The organism is Flavihumibacter cheonanensis (genome assembly GCF_022352215.1).
In the GTDB taxonomy this organism is placed as follows: Bacteria; Bacteroidota; Bacteroidia; order Chitinophagales; family Chitinophagaceae; genus Flavihumibacter; species Flavihumibacter cheonanensis.
The window spans coordinates 393,009-416,477 of record NZ_JAKRWF010000001.1; the positions used below are offsets into that span (position 1 = coordinate 393,009).

The 23,469-nt window shown below is 41.9% G+C and carries 16 protein-coding genes; 15 read left to right on the forward strand and 1 reads right to left on the reverse strand.

Translation table 11 applies throughout. The features are described from left to right. Positions 1 to 148: 148 nt before the first annotated feature. Positions 149 to 2,359: a T9SS type A sorting domain-containing protein gene (locus tag MD536_RS01790; RefSeq protein WP_239595118.1), complete on the forward strand. Its 2,211-nt coding sequence runs from the start codon at positions 149 to 151 to the stop codon at positions 2,357 to 2,359. 80 nt (positions 2,360 to 2,439) lie between these two features. On the opposite strand, the gene MD536_RS01795 is transcribed toward MD536_RS01790, so the two are convergent. Then, a complete protein-coding gene (locus MD536_RS01795) occupies positions 2,440 to 5,886 on the reverse strand; it encodes a PKD domain-containing protein (protein ID WP_239595120.1) in 3,447 nt (1,148 codons plus the stop codon). A 444-nt stretch (positions 5,887 to 6,330) separates the two neighbouring features. Between MD536_RS01795 and MD536_RS01800 the strand changes: the two genes are divergently transcribed. The 14 genes from MD536_RS01800 (at position 6,331) to asnB (ending at position 23,456) form a co-directional block, all read left to right on the forward strand. Then, positions 6,331 to 7,092 (forward strand): polysaccharide biosynthesis/export family protein, encoded by a 762-nt coding sequence (locus MD536_RS01800; protein WP_239595121.1) that lies wholly within the window; start codon positions 6,331 to 6,333, stop codon positions 7,090 to 7,092. A gap of 29 nt (positions 7,093 to 7,121) precedes the next feature. After that, positions 7,122 to 9,425, forward strand: a complete 2,304-nt coding sequence (locus MD536_RS01805; RefSeq protein ID WP_239595123.1) for a GumC family protein — start codon at positions 7,122 to 7,124, stop codon at positions 9,423 to 9,425. 121 nt (positions 9,426 to 9,546) lie between these two features. Continuing rightward, positions 9,547 to 10,914 carry a lipopolysaccharide biosynthesis protein gene (locus MD536_RS01810; RefSeq protein WP_239595124.1) on the forward strand — a complete coding sequence of 456 codons (1,368 nt, stop codon included), beginning with the start codon at positions 9,547 to 9,549 and terminating at the stop codon, positions 10,912 to 10,914. A gap of 9 nt (positions 10,915 to 10,923) precedes the next feature. Beyond that, on the forward strand, positions 10,924 to 12,213 hold the full coding sequence (locus tag MD536_RS01815) for a glycosyltransferase family 4 protein (RefSeq protein WP_239595126.1): 1,290 nt from the start codon (positions 10,924 to 10,926) through the stop codon (positions 12,211 to 12,213). Next, on the forward strand, positions 12,214 to 13,458 hold the full coding sequence (locus tag MD536_RS01820) for a hypothetical protein (protein WP_239595128.1): 1,245 nt from the start codon (positions 12,214 to 12,216) through the stop codon (positions 13,456 to 13,458). It begins immediately after the preceding gene. Next, the gene (locus MD536_RS01825) at positions 13,455 to 14,078 is read left to right on the forward strand and encodes an acyltransferase (protein WP_239595129.1); all 624 of its coding nucleotides are present in this window, start codon (positions 13,455 to 13,457) and stop codon (positions 14,076 to 14,078) included. Before MD536_RS01820 ends, MD536_RS01825 begins: the two co-directional genes overlap by 4 nt. After that, the gene (locus tag MD536_RS01830) at positions 14,068 to 15,261 is read left to right on the forward strand and encodes a glycosyltransferase (protein WP_239595131.1); all 1,194 of its coding nucleotides are present in this window, start codon (positions 14,068 to 14,070) and stop codon (positions 15,259 to 15,261) included. Before MD536_RS01825 ends, MD536_RS01830 begins: the two co-directional genes overlap by 11 nt. Further along, the gene (locus MD536_RS01835; RefSeq protein ID WP_239595133.1) at positions 15,254 to 16,444 is read left to right on the forward strand and encodes a glycosyltransferase family 4 protein; all 1,191 of its coding nucleotides are present in this window, start codon (positions 15,254 to 15,256) and stop codon (positions 16,442 to 16,444) included. Before MD536_RS01830 ends, MD536_RS01835 begins: the two co-directional genes overlap by 8 nt. Then, positions 16,441 to 17,304 (forward strand): polysaccharide deacetylase family protein, encoded by an 864-nt coding sequence (locus MD536_RS01840; RefSeq protein ID WP_239595135.1) that lies wholly within the window; start codon positions 16,441 to 16,443, stop codon positions 17,302 to 17,304. The genes MD536_RS01835 and MD536_RS01840 overlap by 4 nt, the downstream gene beginning before the upstream one ends. Before the next feature lie 34 nt (positions 17,305 to 17,338). Further along, positions 17,339 to 18,082: a GNAT family N-acetyltransferase gene (locus MD536_RS01845; RefSeq protein ID WP_239595137.1), complete on the forward strand. Its 744-nt coding sequence runs from the start codon at positions 17,339 to 17,341 to the stop codon at positions 18,080 to 18,082. A gap of 33 nt (positions 18,083 to 18,115) precedes the next feature. Further along, complete coding sequence (locus MD536_RS01850) at positions 18,116 to 19,540, forward strand: MBOAT family O-acyltransferase (protein WP_239595138.1); 1,425 nt, start codon at positions 18,116 to 18,118, stop codon at positions 19,538 to 19,540. 5 nt (positions 19,541 to 19,545) lie between these two features. Beyond that, positions 19,546 to 20,508, forward strand: coding sequence for a hypothetical protein (locus tag MD536_RS01855; protein ID WP_239595140.1), 963 nt, complete (start codon positions 19,546 to 19,548; stop codon positions 20,506 to 20,508). Next, positions 20,483 to 21,544, forward strand: a complete 1,062-nt coding sequence (locus MD536_RS01860) for a glycosyltransferase (RefSeq protein WP_239595142.1) — start codon at positions 20,483 to 20,485, stop codon at positions 21,542 to 21,544. Before MD536_RS01855 ends, MD536_RS01860 begins: the two co-directional genes overlap by 26 nt. A gap of 16 nt (positions 21,545 to 21,560) precedes the next feature. Continuing rightward, positions 21,561 to 23,456, forward strand: coding sequence for an asparagine synthase (glutamine-hydrolyzing) (gene asnB, locus MD536_RS01865; RefSeq protein WP_239595143.1), 1,896 nt, complete (start codon positions 21,561 to 21,563; stop codon positions 23,454 to 23,456). The last annotated feature ends 13 nt before the right edge of the window (positions 23,457 to 23,469 follow it).

The following is a 23,469-nucleotide window of genomic DNA, read 5'->3' on the forward strand; positions in this document are numbered from 1 at the left end:
AATATTTTATTTCTACCATTAGAAAATCTGATAATTAGGCCTATTTTTGAGTCATCCTTATCAGAGTTAAGCCGAGTAACTCCATTATCCGTATTGAAGCGCCTTGCTCAGATGATTAGTGCCTCAACCACAAAACCTTTTACGGATAATGAAACAGACGAATCAAAAGATTTGGCGTATCAGTTCTGTGCTAACCTTGATCCTATGCCTTTTTGTTAGCAGTTCGAAAGCGCAAGCACCTTTACCGACCTTTTCACAAGGAACATTAACTGCATTTCCGGTCAATAATCAGTTATATCCTCGGGTTGTACCAGCCAATCCTGCATTAAATGGAACTGCCACGGTCAATTTTATTGGGACTATAAATCAAGGTGTTAATTATTCACAAGTTAGAGTTAAAGTATTACGAGATGATGATGGAAATGGTCCTGGCGGATACATCCTAAAGCTAACTCTTACTCAAAATATTTCTACAACAAGTTCTCCGGCAAACTTTTCACTATCTCATCAATTGCCTGCAGAATTATTTGATTATCGATACGAATTGTACGGCTTTAATGGATCAGAAATTTTATTGGCTAGTGCAGATAAAGTAGTTGCAGGTGATGCATATATAATCAATGGGCAATCAAATGCGGAGGCATCACCATGGTGTGCTGAAAATATAAATTTACAACCAAACTTAGAGCCTAATAGAAATTTTGTACGAGTGTATGGGTATCCAACAAGTGGAACACATTCTTCAATGGCAAAAGCTTGGTATGTTGGTAATGGCGTTGGTGGAAATAATACTGCGGGATTCACGGGGTCTTGGGGAATGAGGCTTGGGACAAGGATTGCTACACTTAAGGGAATTCCAGTTTGTATTTTTAATGGTGCGTATGGAGCTTTTAGTCCATATTTCAACAAAGTAACACCTATTGGGCAATTTGATACTTATTCTGCTAATGATAATAATTATTGGAGATTAATGAGGAGGACTGAAGAAGCTGGGTTAAAAAACCATATTCGTGCAATTTTATGGTGGCAAGGGGAGACTGATATGGGATTACCAACTAACGCAATTATTACTTCTAAAGCTAATTATAAGCTGTTCTTAAATTCAATGTATTCTAATTGGTTATCAGATTATCCCGGATTGTCAAGAATTTATGTGTTTCAAGTTAGACTAGGGTGTTATAATGTAACTGGTGATAATACTCCAACAGATGGGGGTTTTTTTGATGATTATTATGGCCTAGATATAATGCAGGCACAAAAAGAATTTGCAGATGAAAATAGTAATGTTGAATTAATTTCTACCAATGGTGTAGATCAGACAAGTACAGGACTTCCTGATTGTCATTATTGTTACGTTGATGGATATTCCAAGATAGCGGATCGTGTATATAGAATTATGGCACAACAATTATATGGGGAGCCAATTTCAGCAAATACTAGGTCTTTTGGTCCTATTGCTGCAGATTTTACTGCTATTAATGTTGGGGGAATTAAAACACAAATTGCAATCAGATTAGAAAGACCTACAGATACGTATGCTTTGGATGAACTACCACCAAATGGTGTAGTAAGAAATGATTTTAGGCTTGAAGGTTTAGGTGCTTATACAATATCTTCTGTTTCAATTTCAGGCGATCTTCTTCTTATTAATTTTAATAGAAACGCAGGCAATCCTGATCCAACAGGTATTTCATATTTTGGTCATTCAGGCCTAAGTGAGGGTACAGTAATTAATGGCACACTTGCCCAACCTGGCGGAGGTTCATTATATAACTTTCTAAATTATCCGATCACCTTTGGTTCACTTCCCGTCGACCCACTTTCCCTTACTGTCTCCCGTGCGGGAGGTGCCCATCAGTTACGCTGGAAGGCGGAGTCCAATGAGCGGTTTGATCAGTTTGTTGTGGAGAGAGGAGAAACCAGGAATTCGTTCAAGCCGATTTATGAAGTATATGGAACCGGTCAATCCGGAACCATTCAGTATGATTTCACCGATAACAAACCAAATGCGACTGTAAGCCATTACCGGATTCGTGCAATTCAGCAGGATGGGAAAGAGTTGTTCAGCCAGGTGGTTACAGTAAATAATCGTCTTAACAATGTGAAAGAGTTCAGGGTGTATCCGAACCCGGTAGCTGGTTCTGCTAATGCAACGATCAATATGAACGAAGCCGCGTTGGCTACTATCAATCTGCATGATGCATCAGGGCGGTTGTTATCTTCCCGTAAACTGCAATTGCAGAAAGGAAATAACCAGTTCTCTCTTGGTGAATTGCTGGATTATAATCCGGGTACCTATATCGTTCGGGTGGTGACTGCAACTGAAACACAGCAGATCCGCGTGGTGAAGGCAAAATAAGAAAGGGTTAGTTCGTACATAAACAAAAGAGGCTGTCGCAGTAATTGCAACAGCCTCTTTTTATTTGCCAGTACGTCTTCTTATTGTTTCTGGAATTTCCGCGTTTCGGGAGCCATTCCATCAAACTGTACCCGAATCACATAAGTGCCAGCCGGGAAGTTTGAGATATTGTAGGTCTTGTTGAAATGGGTACCCTGTTTGTTGATTTCATCGCGCTGTACCAATACACCGCTGATGCTGTAGAACTGTACGGTACCTCTGCCGGACGAGTTATCATCTAGGCGCAGGTTCAACACTCCATTGCTTGCAACCGGGTTCGGATACAATTTCATGGAAAGGGTTTCTTTTCCTGAAGTACCACGAACGATTACATTCACTTCTTTTCTAACAGTAATATTTCCATTATCACGAATCAGGATTTCGAAAGTGTAGATGCCTGATACTAGTCCGCTTAGGCTTAATACAGAAGTATTCTGATTGCGCATAGCAGCATTGCTCGGACCATTTACCAGTTTCCACTGGAAGAGGCGGATCTGACCATCCGGATCATAGGATTCACTGGCATTCAGGGTAGCAGTATCTGCGGGCAGCACTACTTCTACACTATCACTGGTAACAATAACCGGGGCTCTGTTAGGAAGTACGCGTACAGATACGGTAGCAGTGCCCTTCAGTCCGGCATTGTCAGTCACTTCCAGTTGGAACTGGTAAGTACCAGCAACGAGGTTACCAACAACAGTTTTACTTCCTGTAGGAGTGAGGATGGAGGCAGTTGCAGGACCGCTTTGCTGCGACCAGCGATAGGAACGAATGGTACCATCAGAATCAGTTGACCCGGAGCCATCCAGTTCAATACGATTGGTTGGCAATGAAATGGTTTTGTTGGCTGCTTTTGCTACTGGCGCAACTGGAGGAGGTAATACTTCCAGCGTCATGGTGCTGGTAGCTTTCAATCCATCGTTATCGGTAACTTCCAACTGGAAGCTGTAGGTACCGGTAGCCAGGTTACTAACCGTGGTACTGGCGGATCTGGCAGAACTGAAAGTGGCTGTGTTAGGACCATTCATTTGTCTCCAGCTATAGGATACAATTGTTCCATCCGGATCATAGGAAGAAGAACCATCCAGGGAAGTTGATTTTGTATTAACTGTTTTCTTGCCGCCGGCATTGGAAACAGGAGCTCTTTTCACTGCTGCCACAGGTGCAGGGTTAACTGTTACGGTAACATCATCTGCATCACGCGCACCATCATTATCGGTTACGGTTAAACGAAATACATAGGTTCCTTCAATCAGGTTGGAAACTCCTGTGCTGGCTGCTGTTGTAGTTGCAATGGTAGCTGTATTGGGGCCACTCACCTGGCTCCATCTATAAGAAGTAATAGTGCCATCGGTATCAGCACCTGAGCCGGAGAGTGATGTTGAATTAGTTGGTAGTGTGATAGAGCGGTTGCTTCCTGCATTGGCAGTTGGAGCTGCATTGGGAACGGGAGCAGGATTCACTACTACAGTTGTTTCATCAGCATCTGTTGCACCGGCATTATCTGTTACAGTCAATCTGAACACATAGGTGCCTGCTACTAAAGAAGAAACAGTAGTACTTGCAGCTGTAACCGGATTGATCAATGCGGTGCTGGGACCACTTACCTGTGTCCAGCGATAGGATGCAATTGTTCCATCACTATCAGTACCTGAACCGGCGAGTGTAGTATTATTTGTTGGAAGTGTAATGGTGCGGTTGCTGCCTGCATTGGCCACTGGTGCTTCATTGGCGGGGGCAGCAGTGTTCACAGTAACGGTCATATCATCAGTTGCTGTAGCTCCATCATTATCGGTGGCAGTCAGGCGAAACGTATATACACCTGCTACCAGTCCGGATACAGAAGTGCTTGCATTTCCTGCATTTGCTATAGTTGCAGTAGAAGGACCGTTTACCTGTCTCCAGTTATAGGATGCGATGGTGCCATCTGCGTCTGTTGCGGAACCAGAGAGGTTGGCGCTGGAAGTTGGAAGGGTAATAGTAACATTTCTTCCTGCATTAACAGTAGGCGCCTGGTTGGGTGCCGGATTTACGGTAACATTCATATCATCTGAATGTGTTGCGCCATCATTATCGGTGACGGTTAGCCGAAACGTATAGGTACCCTGGATTAAACCGGTAACTGATGTTCCTGCTGTAGTAGCACTTACAATATTTGCAGTATTCGGGCCGTTTATTTGTCGCCACCGAAAACCCGTAACCGTTCCATCCGAATCTGTACCTGAACCCGAGAGGGTAGTGGAACTGGTGGGTAAAGTAATATTTCTGTTGGAACCTGCATTGGCAACCGGAGCTATATTATCAACAGGAGCCGGATTTACGGTAACTGAAACAGTTGCCGCAGAGGTACCCCCTGCATTATCCATAACAGTAAGGCGAAAGCTATAAGTGCCCTGCACCAGATTAGAAAAAGTAGCAGAGGCAGATGTTCCATTGGTAATAGTTGCTGTATTAGGGCCGGAAACCTGTGACCAGCGAAAGGAGCTGATACTTCCATCAGCATCTGCAGCAGTTCCGGTAATAGTAATTGAGTTGGTAGGTAAAGTTATGGTTCGATTGGTTCCTAAATTTACAGTGGGTAATTGATTTGCGGGAGGGGGAGCAGTAGTGCCATCGAGGAGGAAGTCTTCCAACTTGGCGTTTTGATTGCCAAAACGAACTTCATCCATATACATTTCAACATAGTTTACATTTGGAACAGGGTTGTGGTTGTTTCCAAACGCCCATTTGTAGAGTCCCATCTGCATGTAAGGTTCTTTACTGTGGCGGCCATCATCTTTCCAGTTAGGACCGATGTATTCTGCAACCAGTTTGCCATTTTTGTAAAGACGAACAAATCCAGAAGAAGAAGAAGTGAAATCGCGGTTCATCACCCAGTCTTCCCATTGGTCTTTAACAACCGGACCAACATCTGTTTTAGTAATAGTTGCTGCACCGGAAGAAGAAAGCTTAGTAATGATGAATACATATCGTCCAGCTTCCATTCCCAGATAGGTTGGCGTAGGCCAGTCATCCTCAACAGGTTTTGTATTGAAAAGGATGGATGTAATGGTGTTGTAATCGTTGTTGCTTGAAGGAATTAGAGTGGAAGCAGCCATCCAGCGAAGCCCAAGTGGTTGACGATAATACGCAGTTTGGTCCCCGACGGTGCCAAGCGGTGAACCAGCAGGGAGAAAGTTCCAGGCCAATTCGGCTTTCATATAATTCCAACCGTCATTGGTTGAATTACTTAATGTGTGTTTGTAACTGAAACCGCCTTTCCGGGCATAGGCGCTTGAGCGGGAGATTGAACTGTTGGTGGAGCTTCCTTGTCTGCTAGTCCAGCCCGCGGAAACATTTCCATTTGTTCCCACCATAACTGGTTTGTTCGAAGCTTCACAATCATCGTAAAAGATGATGCCGGTTTGTGCTTTGGACGCGATGCTGAAAAGTAGCATATACGCGAACGCACACGTTTTCACTACATGAGTGCGGGTACTGGATTTCATGATATTGGATTTTCAGAACTGAAAATAATTTTACCAAAATCTGTGCCAAGAATCTGTGGTAAAAAAAATTCACAGTTGCAACGATAAAACGATGAAGACTTTCCTCAAATTGTTCGAAATACACTGAAACAGTTGCAATTTTTTACTACAGGATACGTTAATGGTAAACCCTTAATAGCTTTGAAAACTAACAAACAGCTGATTTTCAGCGTGTTATTTTGATCCGGTGCCACCCTATGCAAGAACTGAATTTGGTCATTGGTAAAACCTGCTAAACATTTGCAAAAAGTCGGGTGAAGTATTACTTTTACGCATCTTAAACAAGCGTAAAAATTCGTAGTAAATACTTCAGGCTTTTACGGATGTGAAAGCTCATGTTTACCATTAAACCCCTGTTACCTCATGAATCGTTTCTTGTTACCCGTCTGCACTAAATTTAGTTGGATGTTTCTGGTAGCTGCACTGCTTTTTCTTGGCTCCTGTGCCAGTGTAGAAAAAGCCCGCTACTTCAATGAGTCAGTGCCTTCTCAGTATCCTTTAGTGGATGCCAACCTGGATCCAATCATCCAGAAGGCAGATATCCTGGGAATCACCATCAGTTCACTGAACCCGGATGCCAATCTTCCGTTCAATTCATTAAATACTACCCCGGCTGGTTATTTTAGCAATACTAATAATTCGATGGCGCCTGTTGGCTACCTGGTAGATCCTGAAGGAGTAATTACGTTTCCTATGCTTGGAAGATTGCAGGCAGCAGGTTTGACAAAAGCGCAGTTTACGGATTCTCTCACACTGGCTTTGAAAAGCAGAAAATTACTGGTAGATCCGATTGTGAATGTGCGGATACTGAACTTCAAGGTAACCGTGTTGGGAGAGGTTGGAAAACCAACCGTGGTTTCAGTAGCCAATGAACGCATAAGTTTACTGGAGGCAATAGGTATGGCTGGAGACCTTACCCTTACTGCAAAAAGAGACAATGTTTTACTGATCAGAGAAGAGGGGAATAAAAAAATTACGCGAAGGATAAACCTGAACGATGAATCCCTGTTCAGGTCTCCGTATTATTTTCTGAAGAACAATGATATCATCTATGTAGAGGCGAATAAAGCCAAAGTGCAGAGTACTAGTAGGTTTACCACCCTGCTACCTGCTTTGCTTAGTGGTTTTGCATTACTTGCCATCATCATTGATCGAGTGGCCAGATAGTAACATTCCTAACTCTGAAAAAGTTTCCAATGCCTCCAACTCAGTACAAAACTTTCAAAGCGAAAGAGGACGATCTTTTTAAGCAATTGCTCCAGAAATATTTGCCTTTTTGGCCATTATACCTGTTATTAATTACCCTGTTCCTTGCAGCTGCCTATATCTATGGAAAAATTACCATTCCGGTTTATGAAGCGTATTCATCTGTTGTGATCAAGGATGAATCAAAAGGTTTGAATGAATCCGAGATGTTACAGGACCTCAACCTTTTCCGTGGTAAAAAACTGGTTGAAAATGAAATTGAGATATTGCGCTCTCATTCTTTTATTTCGGATGTGGTAAACAACCTCGGTTTATACGCAGATGTGATGGAAGAGAAAAAAGTTCAGAAAGCGCCGGCTTACCTGACTTCTCCCATAAAGTTGCGATTTAAGGATCCTTCCAGAATCAAAAAGGTTGAAAAGATTCCTTTTACATTTAACCGGGATGCCAGATCGGTAACCATTGGCAAGGATAATTTCCCGATTAACCAATGGGTAACAACCAAGTGGGGAGAGATCAGTTTTATTCCAAATTATAAATACAACGGAGATACAGTAACACGCAATCTCTATTTTCTCTTATATCCTAGTCAGGCAGTACAGGCTTCGTTGATGAACAGGATCAAAGTAGTGCCGGCCAGTAAACTCGCTACGGTTATCAATATTTCGATTAAGGACCAGGTTCCTGATCGGGCCGAAGATATCTTGAATGAACTGGTGAAAGTTTATACCGAAGCAGAGATTGAGGATAAAAACCAGCGTGCGGCCAGTACAGTTGCCATGGTGGAGAATCGCATCCGTTCAGTTGCAGGCCAGCTGGATTCAGTTGAAAATGAAATTCAAAGGTACCGTACCAATACCGGTGTAATTGATATCAGTACACAGGGAAGACAGTATCTCGAAAATGTTGGTCAGTATGATCAGCAATTGGAACAAATCAAAAATCAGATCGCTGTTTTGAATGAAGTGGAGAAATTCATTGTGCAGAAAGAGTCAACAAGCTCAGGTATCATACCATCTGCAGTAGGCGTGAACGACCCTGCATTAAACCAGATGCTGGATAAACTGAATAATACCCAGTTACAATTTGAAAAATTAAAGCGTACAACAGGCGAGAATAGTCCTATACTGGTGAATCTGAAAGAGGAAATCGAAACACTGAAGCCGGGTATTCTTGAAAATATCCGCAACCAGAAGATCAACCTGAATATTACTCGGAACAGTATTGCGAGTACGGGTAACCGTTACTCTGCCATGTTGAGCACAATTCCGCAAAAGGAAAAGCAACTGATTGAGATCAGTAGGCAGCAGGCCATTAAAAACCAGCTTTATGCTTTCCTGCTGGAGAAAAGAGAAGAAGCGGCTTTGTCGTTCACGTCAACAAACAAAGGCGATACCCGCATTATTGATAAAGCATATTCATCTGTTCAACCGGTTAGTCCGAATAAGTTCCTGCTTTACCTGGCTGCGCTGGTATTTGCATTAGGGGCGGGTATAGTATGGGTAAGTCTGAAAGAGGGACTGAATAAAAAGATACTTTTCCGTTCTGAATTGGAAAAGCTTTCTCCCATTCCTGTTGAAGGGGAAATCCTCTACGATAGTTCCAAAGATCCATTTATTGTAAGGAATGAAGTAGGATCCAGGATCAGCGGGCAATTGAAAAGCCTTCGTAATAAATTGTTTTTTGGCGCTAATAACAAACAGGTAAAAAAAGTAATAATTACCTCTTCTTCCCGGGGTGAGGGAAAAGCCTACATAGGTTCTAACCTGGCTATCAGCCTGGCGATGACCAATGCCCGGGTGGTATTGGTTGATCTTGATTTTTATTCGCATGAAATCAGTTCACTGTATGAGTTGGATAGCGCGAAAGGCATGGTTGAATACCTGCGCGGAGGCGCCTCTTTGGGTGATTTGCTGCATACAGATAAAACCACATCCGGACTCAGTATTTTACCAGTTGGGGCAACCAATGATGGTACTGCTGAATGGCTTATGAGTGGCAAATTGGAAGGGCTCATCAAAGAATTGGATGCCAGTTTTGATTATATCGTAATTGTTGGTCCGGCTTTTAGTGATGATGTAAATATTCAGGCACTTTCACATATTGCTGACGCCAGTTTATTCGTTATCAGACAAGGAGTTACATCCAAAGCAGACCTTACCATGCTCTTGTATAACGGGCATTTGGAGGCACTTAAAAACCCTGGTTATGTATTTAACGCTGTAAAAGGTCGTGGCTGGGGTATTAGATTGTTTGGGAACGGATATGGGTATGGCAACAATCCGGGTAAATAATCCGGAGCAGTATTCTTCCGCATTTCCAGACAGATAAAAAAATTGAACGGATCGATCGTACCCGGTCTCAACCGCATGGATGGGACTGAGGAGGCGAAGCTTTGGCCGGAACCCAAGAAATATGAGAGCGAGAAATTTAAGCAGTAAATTCCTTCCTGCCTTTTTAAAGTCGGATAATGCCCGAACCAGCCTTGCAATCAAAAATATTGTAGGGTCGCTTTTCGTGAAAGGAGGAAGTGTACTGATCAGCCTGGTGATCGTTCCATTGACCATCAGTTATGTGAACGCCACCCAGTATGGAATCTGGCTGGCATTAAGCTCCATCATTGCCTGGTTCAGTTTTTTTGATGTCGGTTTAGGTAATGGCCTAAAAAATAAACTGGCAGAAGCCCTTGCTAAAGAGGATCGCGAACTTGCCAGGACGCTGATCAGCACCACCTATGCATTGTTGGTATTGCTGGTACTGGCATTTGTGCTGATCTTCCTGGTGGTTCATCATTTTGTAAGCTGGAGTGCAATTCTCAGTTTACCCGCTTCCATGGAAGCAGAATTACGCAGCCTGATTTCACTGGTATTCATCCTTTTCTGCCTGCAGTTTATTCTTCAAACCATTGTAGTTATACTAACGGCGCACCAACAGGTTTCAACTGCATCTTTCCTAAGTTTTCTCGGTAACCTGCTTTCACTGGTCTTTATTTTTATTTTAACCAAAACAACCGAAGGTAATTTGCTCTACCTGGGATTAGCATTTAGTGCAACACCGCTTGTTGTCTATTTTTTTTCCAGCCTGTTTTATTTCAAAACTAAATACCAGTTGATTGCTCCATCTTTTGGAAGTATTAATTTTTCCTATTCCAGAATACTAATGGGACTGGGCGTAAAATTTTTTGTAATCCAGATTGCTGCTATTATTCTTTATCAGACTACAAATATTTTACTGCTCAAATTATATGATGCTGATGAAGTGACATCTTATAATATCAACTATAAATATTTTGGTGTGATTACCATGGTATTCTCCATTGTGATGTCGCCGTTTTGGGTTGCTTTTTCAGATGCTTATCATAAAAACGATAAGGTTTGGATCAAACAAACAGTCAATAAACTGCTCAAAATCTGGGCGCTGATTGCTACTGGCGGATTGGTAATGCTGCTGGTGAGTGTGCCTCTCATTAAACTATGGGTGGGCGATACGGTTCGTTATTCGCTGCACTCGGGATTTGCCATGTGGTTATATTTTGTGACCAGTTCATTCGGGTCCATTTTTGTGTTTTTTATCAATGGAACCGGAAAAGTATTTCTCCAGTTTCTGACCAGTATAATAGCTCCGATATTATTTATTCCGCTGGCTATTTTGCTGGGGCGTTACCTGGGACAGGCTGGTTTAATCTATTCCTCTATCATTTGTAATGTGTATGGGATATTTATTGCGCCCCTCCAATACAGAAAAATTATTCAGCAAACAGCAACCGGAATCTGGAATAAATAAATCAACACTATGAAAGTTCTCTGGTTCTGTAATACTCCTTCAAATGCTGCTGCTGAATTAGGTTCAAACAGTAAGGGAGGTGGCTGGATTTCATCTTTGGAGACACTGGTGACGGATCAAACCGACATAGAACTGGGGGTTGCTTTTTTTTATCCGTTACAGGAAGACCGAACCATTGTAAAAGGACGGACTACCTATTTTGCAGTTGCACTTGAAGAGAAGGGACCGATTGGGAGGATCAAAGACCGGTTTTTTTTAAATCTTCCATCAGATTCCAAGTTATTCCGGTTGATTCAGATTATTGATAAGTATAAACCGGATCTTATTCATGTGTTTGGATCAGAAGAGGTTTTCGGGATGGTAGCCAAATATGTGACAACACCAGTGGTGTTACATATTCAGGGAATCCTTACGCCATATCTTGATCAATGGTTCCCTAAAGGTGTTTCTAACCTGGCAATATTAAAAAAGAGTCCAATTAAGGATAGTGTAAGAGCAACCGGATTGTATTTTGATTATCGTACGATATCCAAAATGGCAAAAAGGGAACGCCAGATTTTCAAATATTGCAAAAACTATATGGGAAGGACTTACTGGGATGAATCCGTAAGTCAATTATTGTCACCTGGTTCAACTTATTATCAATGTGAGGAAGTATTAAGACCCTTTTTTTTCTCGGTGGAGTGGGAGCAACCAGGTAAAGAGGTGCCATTTACGATCAGCACAACTATAAATCCCAATATATATAAAGGACTTGATATAATACTAAAAACTGCAAAGTTGTTGAAACAGCAAGCCGGATTGGAGTTTCAGTGGAATATTTATGGAATTAATGAAACACATCAACTTGTCAGGTTTTTCGAAGGAATTTTGAAAGATTCATTTAAAGCGAATGGTGTTGTATTTAAAGGTCCTGTGGACGCTACTCAGTTAGTTTCAGCATTACGGGAAAGCCATCTTTTTGTTCACCCCAGTCATATTGATAATAGTCCGAATTCTGTATGTGAAGCCATGTTAATGGGTATGCCGGTTATAGCTGCAAATACGGGAGGTGTTGGATCTTTGCTGGAACATCAAAAAGAGGGGATCTTGTATCCGGATAACGATCAGTATTTGTTAGCGCGTCATATTTTGGAATTGGCCAAGCAACCTGAGCAGGCAAAACAGTTTGGCGAGCAGGCAAGAATAAGGGCTATCAACCGGCATAATCCAGCCACTATTATTAAACGTCTGGAGGAGATATACAGTTTAATAGTACAGAACAGCAAAGTTTCAACTGCCAATTTTCAACTGCAATAAGTGAAAAGAATCCTTGAAATACTATTATTACTTGGTTTGATGGCAACATCAGGAATGCCTTTGTTTATTGATAATGTGCCAGTATTCCTGGTATATTTTGGATATGCAGCATTCTGTTTTCTTTATTTCAAAGTGAATTTGAGATATTTTTTGCCGTTCCTGCTATTTTTTGTGTTTATACTGTTTGTACAATTGCTCAATACAGGTCAGCATTATTTACTTACTGCAGTAGCTCAGATAATGATTATGCTAACTGGAGTGATTACAGTTGATGTTCTTAAAGAACGGTTTGTCAGCAGCTTTCTACAAATCATGACTTATATAGCAGTTATAAGTCTGATCTTCTTTATACCAATATATTTGCAGCCATCACTCACTGATTTTCTCATTGCTAATTTCCCCATACATGTTCCAATTGAAAAAGAATCTTATGGTATAAGGCAAATTATCCATAGCTTTTTGTTTTTCAATTTTTCTCCTGATTTTAATTTTCGAATTCGTAATGTGGGTCCTTTTTGGGAAGCAGGTGTTTATGGCGGTTACCTGGTGGTTACCCTGATTCTGAATTCCATACGTGAGAAATCGGTATTTAATCGTCGCGGTATTTTATTTATTATTTGTATTCTAACCACCTTCTCTACAACAGCCTACCTTGCCTTATTTCTTTTTATTGGTGTGTATTATGCAGTAAAAATAGGTAGTCCGATTCTGAGGGCTATCAGTATTCTTTTATTTGCAGTAGGTTTTGGTTATGCGTACTCAGAATTGGAGTTTCTTGGATCAAAAATCGATGATGAATTGAAGCTGGTAGCTTACGATGCCCAGGTGCAAGGCGGAAACTCCAGGATGGCCAGTGCTTATCTGGATATCGTTGAATTAAACGAGAATAAATTATATATCTTTTTTGGAAGAGGAAACCACCCTGAATACAGGGTAGCCACCAGAGATAAGGCTGTACAAAGAAACAACGGTACAACAGATGTAATTGCAGTCTGGGGTATTCCTTTTTTTATATGTTATGTGTTATTAATGGGAAGATCAATTCGTTCCTTCTGTTTGTATCATAAAGAGAAAACATATTTGGCTGTTTTATTTGTGGTTATAATGCTAACGCTTGGAGTGAGTGAGCCCTATTTCCGATTCGGGTTCTTTTATGCGTTAATACTATTGTACATACCCTATGAGCGGGCTTTAGAGTCGGAGGACGCTGATGAGGATCTAACACTTCAACCAAATCTTGCATGAGCCGCTTTACGTCCATAATAAATAAACTACGAATTAAAAAGCAGGACTATTCGGTTCGCTATTATTCTGCGTTAACCTATCTTTTTGCTCGCATTTATGGAATCAAGCTGGGGAAAAATGTAATGTTTTTCAAGTTTACCACTTTTTTTATGCAGGAGGGATCCCGGATAGAAATTGGAGATAATGTTCAATTCCGTTCGGGTGTAGTAACCAATTTGTTTGGTTTGAATCATCGTTGTGTTATTTCAACGCACCGGCCTGGTGCTCATATAAAAATCGGAAAGGGAAGTGGAATGAGTGGAAGCACCATTGGATGTGCTACATCTATTGAGTTAGGAGAAAATGTTATGGTAGGTGCGAATACAGTGATCACAGACTTTGACTGGCATAGTATGGATCCATACGACCGGAATGGAGGTGAAATTTTATCCAGACCGGTAAAGATTGAAGACAGGGTTTGGATTGGCGCCAATTGCCTGGTGTTGAAGGGCGTGACGATTGGAGAAAACACAGTAGTGGGTGCAGGTAGTGTAGTAAGTTCCAGTTTACCGGCTAATATGATTTGTGCCGGCAATCCTTGTAAGCCGATTAAACCTTTGAAAACTACCTATGGAGCCTGAATTCAAGAACGACAAATTGAATGTCTGTTTTGTGGGAACAAGTGGTTTTCCCTTTGGCCTGGCACAGGTTGAAAGGCAAAAACTTATTTCCAAGGGATTGCTTAAGGCTGGTGCCTCTGTTCTTATTATAAACCGGTATGGACAACAGCCGGAAGGCACAAGAATTGACCTCTTACACGAACCCTCTTTTGAGGGAATACCATTTGTATATGCATCCGGTAATCCTTATCGTCCCGCTTCTTTTTGGAGTAGGAATTGGGGAAAACTAAAGGGCATGTTCAACGAATTTTTCCTGGTGAGAAAGGAGAAAAGAAAGGAGGGAAAAACAGTGCTGCTGGTTTCAACACTTGAGTTTTATAATATTGTATTTTATAAACTGGTATCTATCTTATTGAGGGTACCCATGGTAATTGACAATGTGGAGTTTTTCTCCGCCATGAATATTCCCAAATCAACATTCGTGAAATGGGATAACCATTGGTACGACCACTACGCCAGCAAGCTGGCCGATAAAGTAGTTGTGATCAGTCATTTTCTAAAGAACATGGCTGTCAGGCAAAAAAAAGCTGAAGCTATTATTCAAATTCCTTCAATTGTAGAGTTTGAAAAATTCCAGACAAAAGAAATAGCAAAAGAACCTTTTTTTCTGTATTGCGGTCATGCGGGGTATTTTGAAGTGATAGCATTTATATTGAATGCATATGAGCGGTTAACCGGTTATCCATATGCGTTATACCTTGTTTCGAATGGCGCAGCATGGGAGCTGGACCGGCTCAAAAAACGCATTAGTGAAAGTCCGCGTGCAGATAGCATTAAACTGTTTTCCAGGTTACCTATGCAGGAGTTGATTGATCTTTATATGACAAGTAAAGCCCTGCTGATTCCCTTGCGGCCTACTCCCCAGGACAAGGCCCGCTTTCCTCATAAAATCGGCGAGTATACTGCTGCAAGGAAACCAATTTTATCCACCAAAATTGGTGAAGTAGAAAAGTTTTTTCAGGATGGTGATACTGCCCTCCTGGCTGATCAGTACGATGAAACAGCGTTTGCTGAAAAAATGAAACTGGTGATGGAGCAGCCCGCTTTGGCAGAGCAGATTGGTTTAAATGGATATAACCTTGGATTACAGCATTTCGATCATAAAGCCTTAGGGAGAAAATTAAAAACCTTTTTGAGTGAATAAGCCGTTGGAGCATAGTTTGAAAGTAATGATTGTGGTGCCCAACATGTCCACCCAATTGGAAACCATTACGGGTGGTGTTCATTCCGCGGTTATGAATCTGTTGCGTGGATTTGCTGCACTGGGAAATCCAGAAGTGATGCTTGTATCAATCAATGAATCACTAAAAGAACCAGTTGAAATTCAGTTCGCCAATAACGTGCGTATTTACTATTTGCCGGAAGGGCCTTTCCCATCTTCCAGTCTTAATTATTTTTTTGTAAGCACTGGTAGATTAAGGAAGTTAATAAAGTCCTTTCAGCCAGACCTGGTGCACTACCAGATAGGAGGAACACTTTTATTCACCCGTTGGGCCAGCATGTTTTCATTACCCCACCTCATAACCATACACGGTATCCCCTGGGCAGAATTAAAAATTGCCAAACACTGGAAACAAAAACTAACCATTTGGCTAAATGCAGTTATCGGGGACTGGTTGTATCCTGATACTATTATCCAGATTTCTGCGTATTCCAGGGAACAATTCCGGAATCGGAAGATCAATCGTTTTAGTATCATCCCTAATGCCATTCCATCCCGGTATGCGGATATAGAACTTAAGGAGAAAATGACCAATCATCTGGTATTTGTTGGGGTCATCAATGATTTAAAAAATCAGTTGTTCATATTACAGGTGTTGAAGGAGTTGAGAGATGCCGGCTATTTATTCACCATTGAGTTTTGTGGTGGCTTTGGAAATGCAGGATACCAGCAAATGATCGAGTCCTACATTAATGAACATGACTTGAGCAATCAGGTTCAGTTTAATGGTTGGGTAGCTTATTCTGATCTGCCCAAAGTTTTGGAACGTTCCGATATGTTGGTACTGACCTCCCGACAGGAAGCATTGCCCATGAGTATTGCAGAAGCCATGGCTGCTGGAAGACCGGTACTGGCTACCAGGGTAGGAGGTATCCCGGAAATGATCAATAATGAAGTAAATGGATTTCTGGTTACCATAGATTCCACTAGGCTGGCTGTTGAAGCACTTAAGAAAGTGTATAATAATGATTTTCTTATACAATCCCTCGGTAAGGCAGCCAAAGAAAAGGCGCTTTCGAATTATATGGCTGAATCAGTGGCCGAACGGACCATCGGGTTTTATCAACAAATATTGACATCAAAAGCAACTGTACCAGCCGTATGAGTCTGATAAAAGAAATAATTGGAGCCACACTGATGGGATTGCGACTGGTAAGTCGACCGGATGACAATAAAATTCTTTCGGTGTACTTCCATAATCCCTCTGTACAGCTCTTTCATCAGATGATCAGCTGGCTTCATAATAAAGGCTACCGGTTTATTTCCATCCTGGACTTGGATGAACTCATTGTACAAAAGCAGGCGCCTGCTAAGCGATTGGCTTTTATCAGTTTTGATGATGGAAACAAAGAGTACCCAGACCTGCTTCCAACGATTGAAAAATATAAAGTACCGGTTACGGTTTTTATACCAACCAATCCGGTAGTAGAAGGTAATTACTGGTGGGATTATGCTGGTAAAAAAGAACAATCAACATATACAGGGTTGCCTACTGTTGAGTCATTCAAGGTGCTTCCTGCAAAGGAATTTGATCTCAAACTCGATGTACTCAAACAACACCTGAAACTTGAACGTAGTTGTATGACTCTGTCTGAGTTGAAAGCACTGGCAAAACATCCCTATATAACCATTGGAGCACATACAGTAAGCCATCCCATTCTAAAAAATTGTGATGCAGCCCGCCAGTCAAAAGAACTGGAAGAAGGACAAATGTTATTGAATGAATGGCTTCAGCAAAAAACTGTATACCTGGCTTATCCGAATGGTGATTATAATGACATAACATTAGAACTGGCTGATAAATATGGATACCGGTTAGGGTTTACTACCAAACCCGGACAAATCAATACAGCTACTGTATCCCGATTGGAGATACCCCGATATTCCGTGAATGATGAGGGTGGTTATTATGAAAACCTGGCTAAAATAAATGGCTACTGGCAACGATTCTTTCCACCTAATTAAACCTGTTTCCGAACCGTAGTAAAACAAAGAGCAGATGGTAAGTTTTAAGAAGAAGTTTTTATTCCTGAATGTTAAAGAGAACTGGTATCACTGTGACCCGGGATTTTGGGATATGATATTGCCAACCGCCTGGTTACATGTTAAGAATCGTACAACACCTGTAAAGCCTGGCTTTTCGGATGTTACTTACACCATTGAGAATGATCTGACACTGGATCATGATACGATTTATGCAGGATTTCTGAAGTCGAACAGGCAGCAGATCCGGCAAGCTGAAGAAGCAGGTGTTGAATTTGAATTCCATAATGATGTGGAAGGCTTTGTTGAATTTTTCAATGAGTTTGCCCGCTCCGTTAATATTGGCACAACCAGTGTGCGCCGGATTAATGAGATGGAGGGCTTCTTAAAATTGAGTTATGCCAAACACCAGGGGCGAATCCTGGTTGCTCATAGTACTTTAATAGATGATACTTATAAGATTGTAAGAGCCTTTCATTCGGCTTCTAAAAGAACAGATGATGCCTTTGATAAATCCCTGATCGCAAAAGCAAATAAAGCGCTTCACTACAAAGACATGATGCATTTCCGGGAACTGGGTTATAAAGTATACGACTTTGGTGGTTATACCCAGAATACGGAAGATAAGGCACTGCTGGGTATTAATAATTTCAAACAGTCTTTTGGTGGTGAAGTGGTAGCCTGCACCAATTATTATACGGTCAGCTATCAATTGCTAAAAAAAATCGGCTCACTGATAGGTGCGCTGGGTAAAGGTTGATCCTGAATTCAAACTGTAACGAACCTCAGATATATGCTGTTTAATTCCATAGAGTTTGTCATCTTTTTTATACTGGTGACCTCCCTGTATTTTATACTTCCGCATAAATACAGATGGTTTCTGCTCCTGGTTGCGAGCTGTTATTTCTACATGGCTTTTGTGCCGGTATATATACTCATTCTCTTTTTCACCATTGTGATTGATTATTTCGCTGGCATCTGGATTGAAGAGGCCCAGGGAAAAAAGAAAAAACAGTTCCTGGTCTTAAGCCTGGTTGCCAATATTGGCGTACTGGCCGTGTTCAAATATTATAACTTCCTCAACGATAACCTTACTTTTCTGCTGCATGGTGCCGGTTGGGAAAACCCCATTCCTTATCTGTCCATCCTGCTTCCAATTGGCTTGTCTTTTCACACGTTTCAAGCCATGAGTTATACCATTGAAGTGTATCGTGGTCATCAGAAAGCAGAGCGGCATTTCGGGATTTATTCCCTTTATGTGATGTTCTATCCGCAGTTGGTTGCAGGTCCGATTGAACGTCCGCAAAACCTGCTGTTCCAGTTCAGAACCGAACATAAATTTGACTATGAAAGAGTGGTGAGCGGACTTCGGCTGATGTTGTGGGGATTCTTCAAGAAACTGGTAATTGCAGATCGGCTGGCCATCTATGTAAACGCAGCATATGGTAACCCGGATGAACACACCGGCTTAACGCTGGCTGTTGCTACCATGTTTTTCGCATTCCAGATCTATTGTGATTTTTCCGGTTATTCTGATATTGCTATTGGTGCAGCGCGGGTTATGGGGTATGATCTGATGAAGAACTTCAATCGCCCTTATCTTTCTGCGAGTATTTCTGAATTCTGGAGTCGCTGGCATATTTCACTTTCAACCTGGTTTAAGGATTACCTGTATATCTCTATGGGAGGTAACCGGGTGCCCATTCCGAGATGGTATTTCAACCTCTTCTTTACCTTCCTGATCAGTGGTCTGTGGCATGGAGCCAACTGGACCTATATCATCTGGGGTGCGCTGAATGGTTTCTATCTTGTATTTGCGCTTATTCGTGCCCGATATATAGATAAACACCTGGATGGTAAAGTCCCCATACCTGCATGGATACAAAAGACGGGTAATATTCTGATGACTTTTATTTTGATCTGTTTTTCCTGGATCTTCTTCCGGGCAGAATCTGTACAGGATGCTTTCCTGATTGTGAAGAAAATCTTCACGCTGAATGGCCCGCTCTTTACTGACTTTACGCAGATGTTTTATGGTTTGATCGGACTGGCAATTTTAATGGCCCGGGAAATCAAACACGAATATTTCAAGAATGTTTCACCCTTACTGGAGCACCGAAGCCCGGTTGTCCGCTATGCTACTTATATGGTATTAATTGCGCTGATTCTGCTCATCGGAGTGTTTGACGGAAGCCAGTTTATCTATTTTCAATTTTAACCAGTATGCTGAATCAATTAGTTGCCAATCCCGGATTTAAAAAATTCCTGGTACGCCTGGTGATCTTCCTGGTGGTATTATTTGCGATTGATTTCGTTGTTGGAAATGTTTTGCGAAAATTCTACTTCCAGCAAAAATCCGGTCCTGATTATGAGTCTATTTATGCGATGGAAAAAAGCAGGGAAGACCTGATGGTTTTTGGATCTTCCCGGGCACGCAATCATTATCATCCGAAAGCATTTGAAGAAGCACTGGGCATGTCCTTTTATAATGCAGGAAGAAATGGAAATTTCATTTTGTACAGCAATGCAGTGGCGCAGGCGGTGCTAAAGAGACATCAGCCTAAAATCGTGATACTTGATATTGTAGGGCATGAGTTCGAATACTATGCCCCCAATTATGAGAAACTATCTGTACTCTTACCCTTTTATAAAACACATCCTGAGATTCGGTCAACAGTCAACCTCCGGGGAAATTTTGAACCTGTCAAACTCTGGTTTCAGATGTATCCTTTCAACAGTACCCTTCTTTCAATCGGGTTGGGCAATACCGAGTTTTACAACAAAAGGGATCCGATCATTAAAGGTTATTCCCCTATCAACCGGGAGCTCAATCAGGAACCTGTTGTGGACACCATTAATCTGAATTATGAAATTGATACCGTGCAGGTAAGAAGTTATGAAACCTTTATTCAAAACTGTAAGAAAGCCGGTGTACAACTCTATGTAGTATGTTCTCCCTATTTCAATAAGTTTCCGGTTCGTGATAAATCCATCGTACTGGCAGAAGAAATTGCCCGTAAATATGATGTGCCTTTCTGGGATCATTCCCAGGATCCGGCCTTTAGCGGAAATCCAAAGAATTTTTATGATATCAGGCATTTGAATGAACCGGCTTCGCTGCGTTTTTCATACATGCTGGCAGAAAAAATAAAATCAGCAGATGGCAAACTGGCAACCCGTCCCTAAGAAGAAAAAAATGCTGCTGGTTGGACCAGTTCCTCCTCCAGCAGGAGGGGTGAGTATCCACTTATGGAGATTAAAACATCTGCTTAGTGATCAGTTCGAAATTGACCTGGTGGATGAGTCCAGGAATATTAAACCAGCTTTTTTTAACATCCGGCAAAAGAAGTTTCTTACGTACTGGAAAAAAATCGCCTGGTCTGATTTTCTTTTTATTCACTCCGGTTTAAATACACTTCGTTTTTTTCATATTCTTTCCGCGAAGCTGCTGGGTAAAAAAATTGTTATGACCCTGCATGCGTATCCGGAGGAAAAATCCGGTATCAACAGATGGCTGGATGAACGTTTGTTCAGCTGGTGTGATGTCATTATCAGTGTGAATGCAGAGATGCTGGAAAGAGTCAGTTTGCCGATGCATAAAACCTTTGTGCAATATGCCTTCCTTCCACCTGTAATGGAGGAAGAAAAAGAACTTCCCCAAAAGGTTCAGCAATTACTTTCAGAACAAAAAGCGGCTGGAAAAAAAATCATAGTATCCAATGCCTGGAGGCTTGATCGCTTTAATAACCAGGATGTGTATGGGGTTGATATGTGCATTGCTGCTGTTCAGAAACTAAAGGCAGCAGGAATACCGGTACATTTTATTTTCAATATTGCAACCATTGACATGTTTGGCCCTGCTTATGAAGCGTATCAGCAGGAAATAAAAAGCAATGGATTATCGGATTCCTTTTCCCTGATCAACGAAGAACTCTCTTTTGTGAAATTAATGGAACAGGCCGATCTGGTGGTTCGTCCCACCAATACAGATGGTGATTCCCTTTCCATCCGGGAGGCTATCTTTTTAAACAAACCCATTATTTCTTCTGATGTAGTTAAAAGGCCCGAGGGTACTATCCTGTTTGCGAACCGAAACCAGGCAGCATTTGAAGCAATCCTCTTGAAGGTGCTTCAGGATGGAAATCAGGGTGCGGTTACCATAGCGTCGAATTCCTACGACTATTATAAATCCTATTATACCAACTTGTTGGGAACCATCTAACACCTAAAACCAAACTATGTGCGGATTTGCCGGATTTACAGGTTTTGCTGATAACCAGGCTTTAGCAGCCCTCGCGAATCAGTGCCAGGCCCATCGGGGACCGGATAATCAATCCGTATGGGCAGATGAATACATCGCACTGGCGCATCAGCGACTTTCCATCATCGACCTGAGTGAACGCTCTAATCAGCCTTTCCATAAGGGAGATTATGCCATCATCTTTAACGGTGAAATTTATAATTACCAGGAACTGCAGGCGCAATTACAAAAAGATAAACAGGTAAATTTTATCACTACCGGGGATACGGAAGTGGCATTGGAAATGTTTGTGCAATACGGACTGAAAAGCCTCGATCAGTTGATCGGCATGTTTGCCTTTGCCATCTATAATAAGAAGACCAGGGAACTGGTATTGGCAAGAGATCATTTTGGCATCAAACCCCTTTTTTATACTAAGATTGGTTCTGGCCTGGCATTCAGTTCAGAGCTGAAAACCTTGGTAAAATTGCCTGGTTTTGACAAAACGATTGAACCCAAGGCCTTGGTAAGTGCTTTGAATTATTCCTGGGTATCGGGCAATCAGTCAATGTTTCGCAATTGCTTCAAATTGCCGCCGGGGCATTACATGCTGTATCATCCGGATCAGCGTATGGAGATTGTGCGTTACTATGATCTGCAGCCGGTTAAAAATCCGGCCTATCAGTCAGAAGAAGCCATCATTGCGGATATCAAATCCACGGTAGAGGCTTCTATTGCGAGGCATATGGTGGCCGATGTTCCGGTTAGTAGTTTTTTAAGCGGGGGACTTGACTCATCACTGATTTCAGTGTTGGCGAAAAAATCGAATCCGGATTTGTCCACCTATACCATTTCCACCACCAGCCGGGATAAACAGGTGGAGAAAATGCCGGACGATGAAAAATATGCCCAGGAGCTCGCCAACCAGTTTGGATTTGATCACAATGTAATTGAAATAACCCCCGATATTATCCGCATGCTGCCGGATATGGTGAGAACACTGGATGAGCCTATTGGTGATCCTGCTGCCATTAATACCTATATCATTTGCAAGGCGGCAAGGGATAAGGGGGTGAAGGTTCTCTTGTCTGGAATGGGGGCCGACGAAATCTTTTTTGGCTACCGCAGGCAAAAAGCAACACTTTTGTCCATGCGCTTCAACCAGTTGCCTGGTTTCATAAGGGCTGCCGGGAAATTTACCGCCTCCCTCTTGCCTGTTAAGATTGGCGGGAAAGGTTTTCGCTTCGGACGCTGGGCCAAACGTTTTTTCAGCCTGGTATCCCTTCCACCTAGCCAGACCTATATGCGCAGTTATTCCTATTACAGTCCTGAGCAGTTGCGGGAACTCGTAAAACCGGGTTATCAAGAGGCAATTCCAGCGCTTTTGAAAGAGCACGACGATATATTTAACGCAAAATTCAAAGGTGACCTGGTCAATCAGATGTGCAACACTGATCTGAGCATGTTTATGTTGGGGCTGAACCTGACCTATACAGACCGGGCTTCCATGGCCGCATCTGTGGAAGTGCGGGTGCCATTTATTGATAAAATAGTGATAGAGAAGGCCATGCAGATCCCGGGCGCCTATAAAATATATAAAAAAGAACCCAAGTATATATTAAAGAAGGTGGCTGAGTCGTTCTTGCCTAAGAGTATTATTTACAGGCCCAAAGCGGCGTTCGGAGCGCCTATCAGATCCTGGATTTCCAAGGATTTGAGAGGGATGGTGGATGAATTATTATCAAAAGAAGTAATAGAAAGGCGTGGCATCCTTAATTTCGGGGCCGTAAAGAAACTTATAGAAGACGATCGGAGAGGGGTTGAAGATAATGCTTACCAGATCTATCAATTGATTACACTGGAACTTTGGTTCCGGGAATTTTTAGATAACTGAACCAAAAAGAAAC

Bases quoted from the DNA above. Each gene is read 5' to 3' on its own strand.
- MD536_RS01840 (WP_239595135.1), top strand. From the start codon at position 16,441: ATGAGTCTGATAAAAGAAATAATTGGAGCCACACTGATGGGATTGCGA.
- MD536_RS01795 (WP_239595120.1), bottom strand. From the start codon at position 5,886: ATGAAATCCAGTACCCGCACTCATGTAGTGAAAACGTGTGCGTTCGCG.
- MD536_RS01850 (WP_239595138.1), top strand. From the start codon at position 18,116: ATGCTGTTTAATTCCATAGAGTTTGTCATCTTTTTTATACTGGTGACC.
- MD536_RS01815 (WP_239595126.1), top strand. From the start codon at position 10,924: ATGAAAGTTCTCTGGTTCTGTAATACTCCTTCAAATGCTGCTGCTGAA.
- MD536_RS01805 (WP_239595123.1), top strand. From the start codon at position 7,122: ATGCCTCCAACTCAGTACAAAACTTTCAAAGCGAAAGAGGACGATCTT.
- MD536_RS01860 (WP_239595142.1), top strand. From the start codon at position 20,483: ATGGCAAACTGGCAACCCGTCCCTAAGAAGAAAAAAATGCTGCTGGTT.
- MD536_RS01825 (WP_239595129.1), top strand. From the start codon at position 13,455: ATGAGCCGCTTTACGTCCATAATAAATAAACTACGAATTAAAAAGCAG.
- MD536_RS01845 (WP_239595137.1), top strand. From the start codon at position 17,339: ATGGTAAGTTTTAAGAAGAAGTTTTTATTCCTGAATGTTAAAGAGAAC.
- MD536_RS01800 (WP_239595121.1), top strand. From the start codon at position 6,331: ATGTTTCTGGTAGCTGCACTGCTTTTTCTTGGCTCCTGTGCCAGTGTA.
- MD536_RS01810 (WP_239595124.1), top strand. From the start codon at position 9,547: ATGAGAGCGAGAAATTTAAGCAGTAAATTCCTTCCTGCCTTTTTAAAG.
- asnB (WP_239595143.1), top strand. From the start codon at position 21,561: ATGTGCGGATTTGCCGGATTTACAGGTTTTGCTGATAACCAGGCTTTA.
- MD536_RS01790 (WP_239595118.1), top strand. From the start codon at position 149: ATGAAACAGACGAATCAAAAGATTTGGCGTATCAGTTCTGTGCTAACC.
- MD536_RS01855 (WP_239595140.1), top strand. From the start codon at position 19,546: ATGCTGAATCAATTAGTTGCCAATCCCGGATTTAAAAAATTCCTGGTA.
- MD536_RS01830 (WP_239595131.1), top strand. From the start codon at position 14,068: ATGGAGCCTGAATTCAAGAACGACAAATTGAATGTCTGTTTTGTGGGA.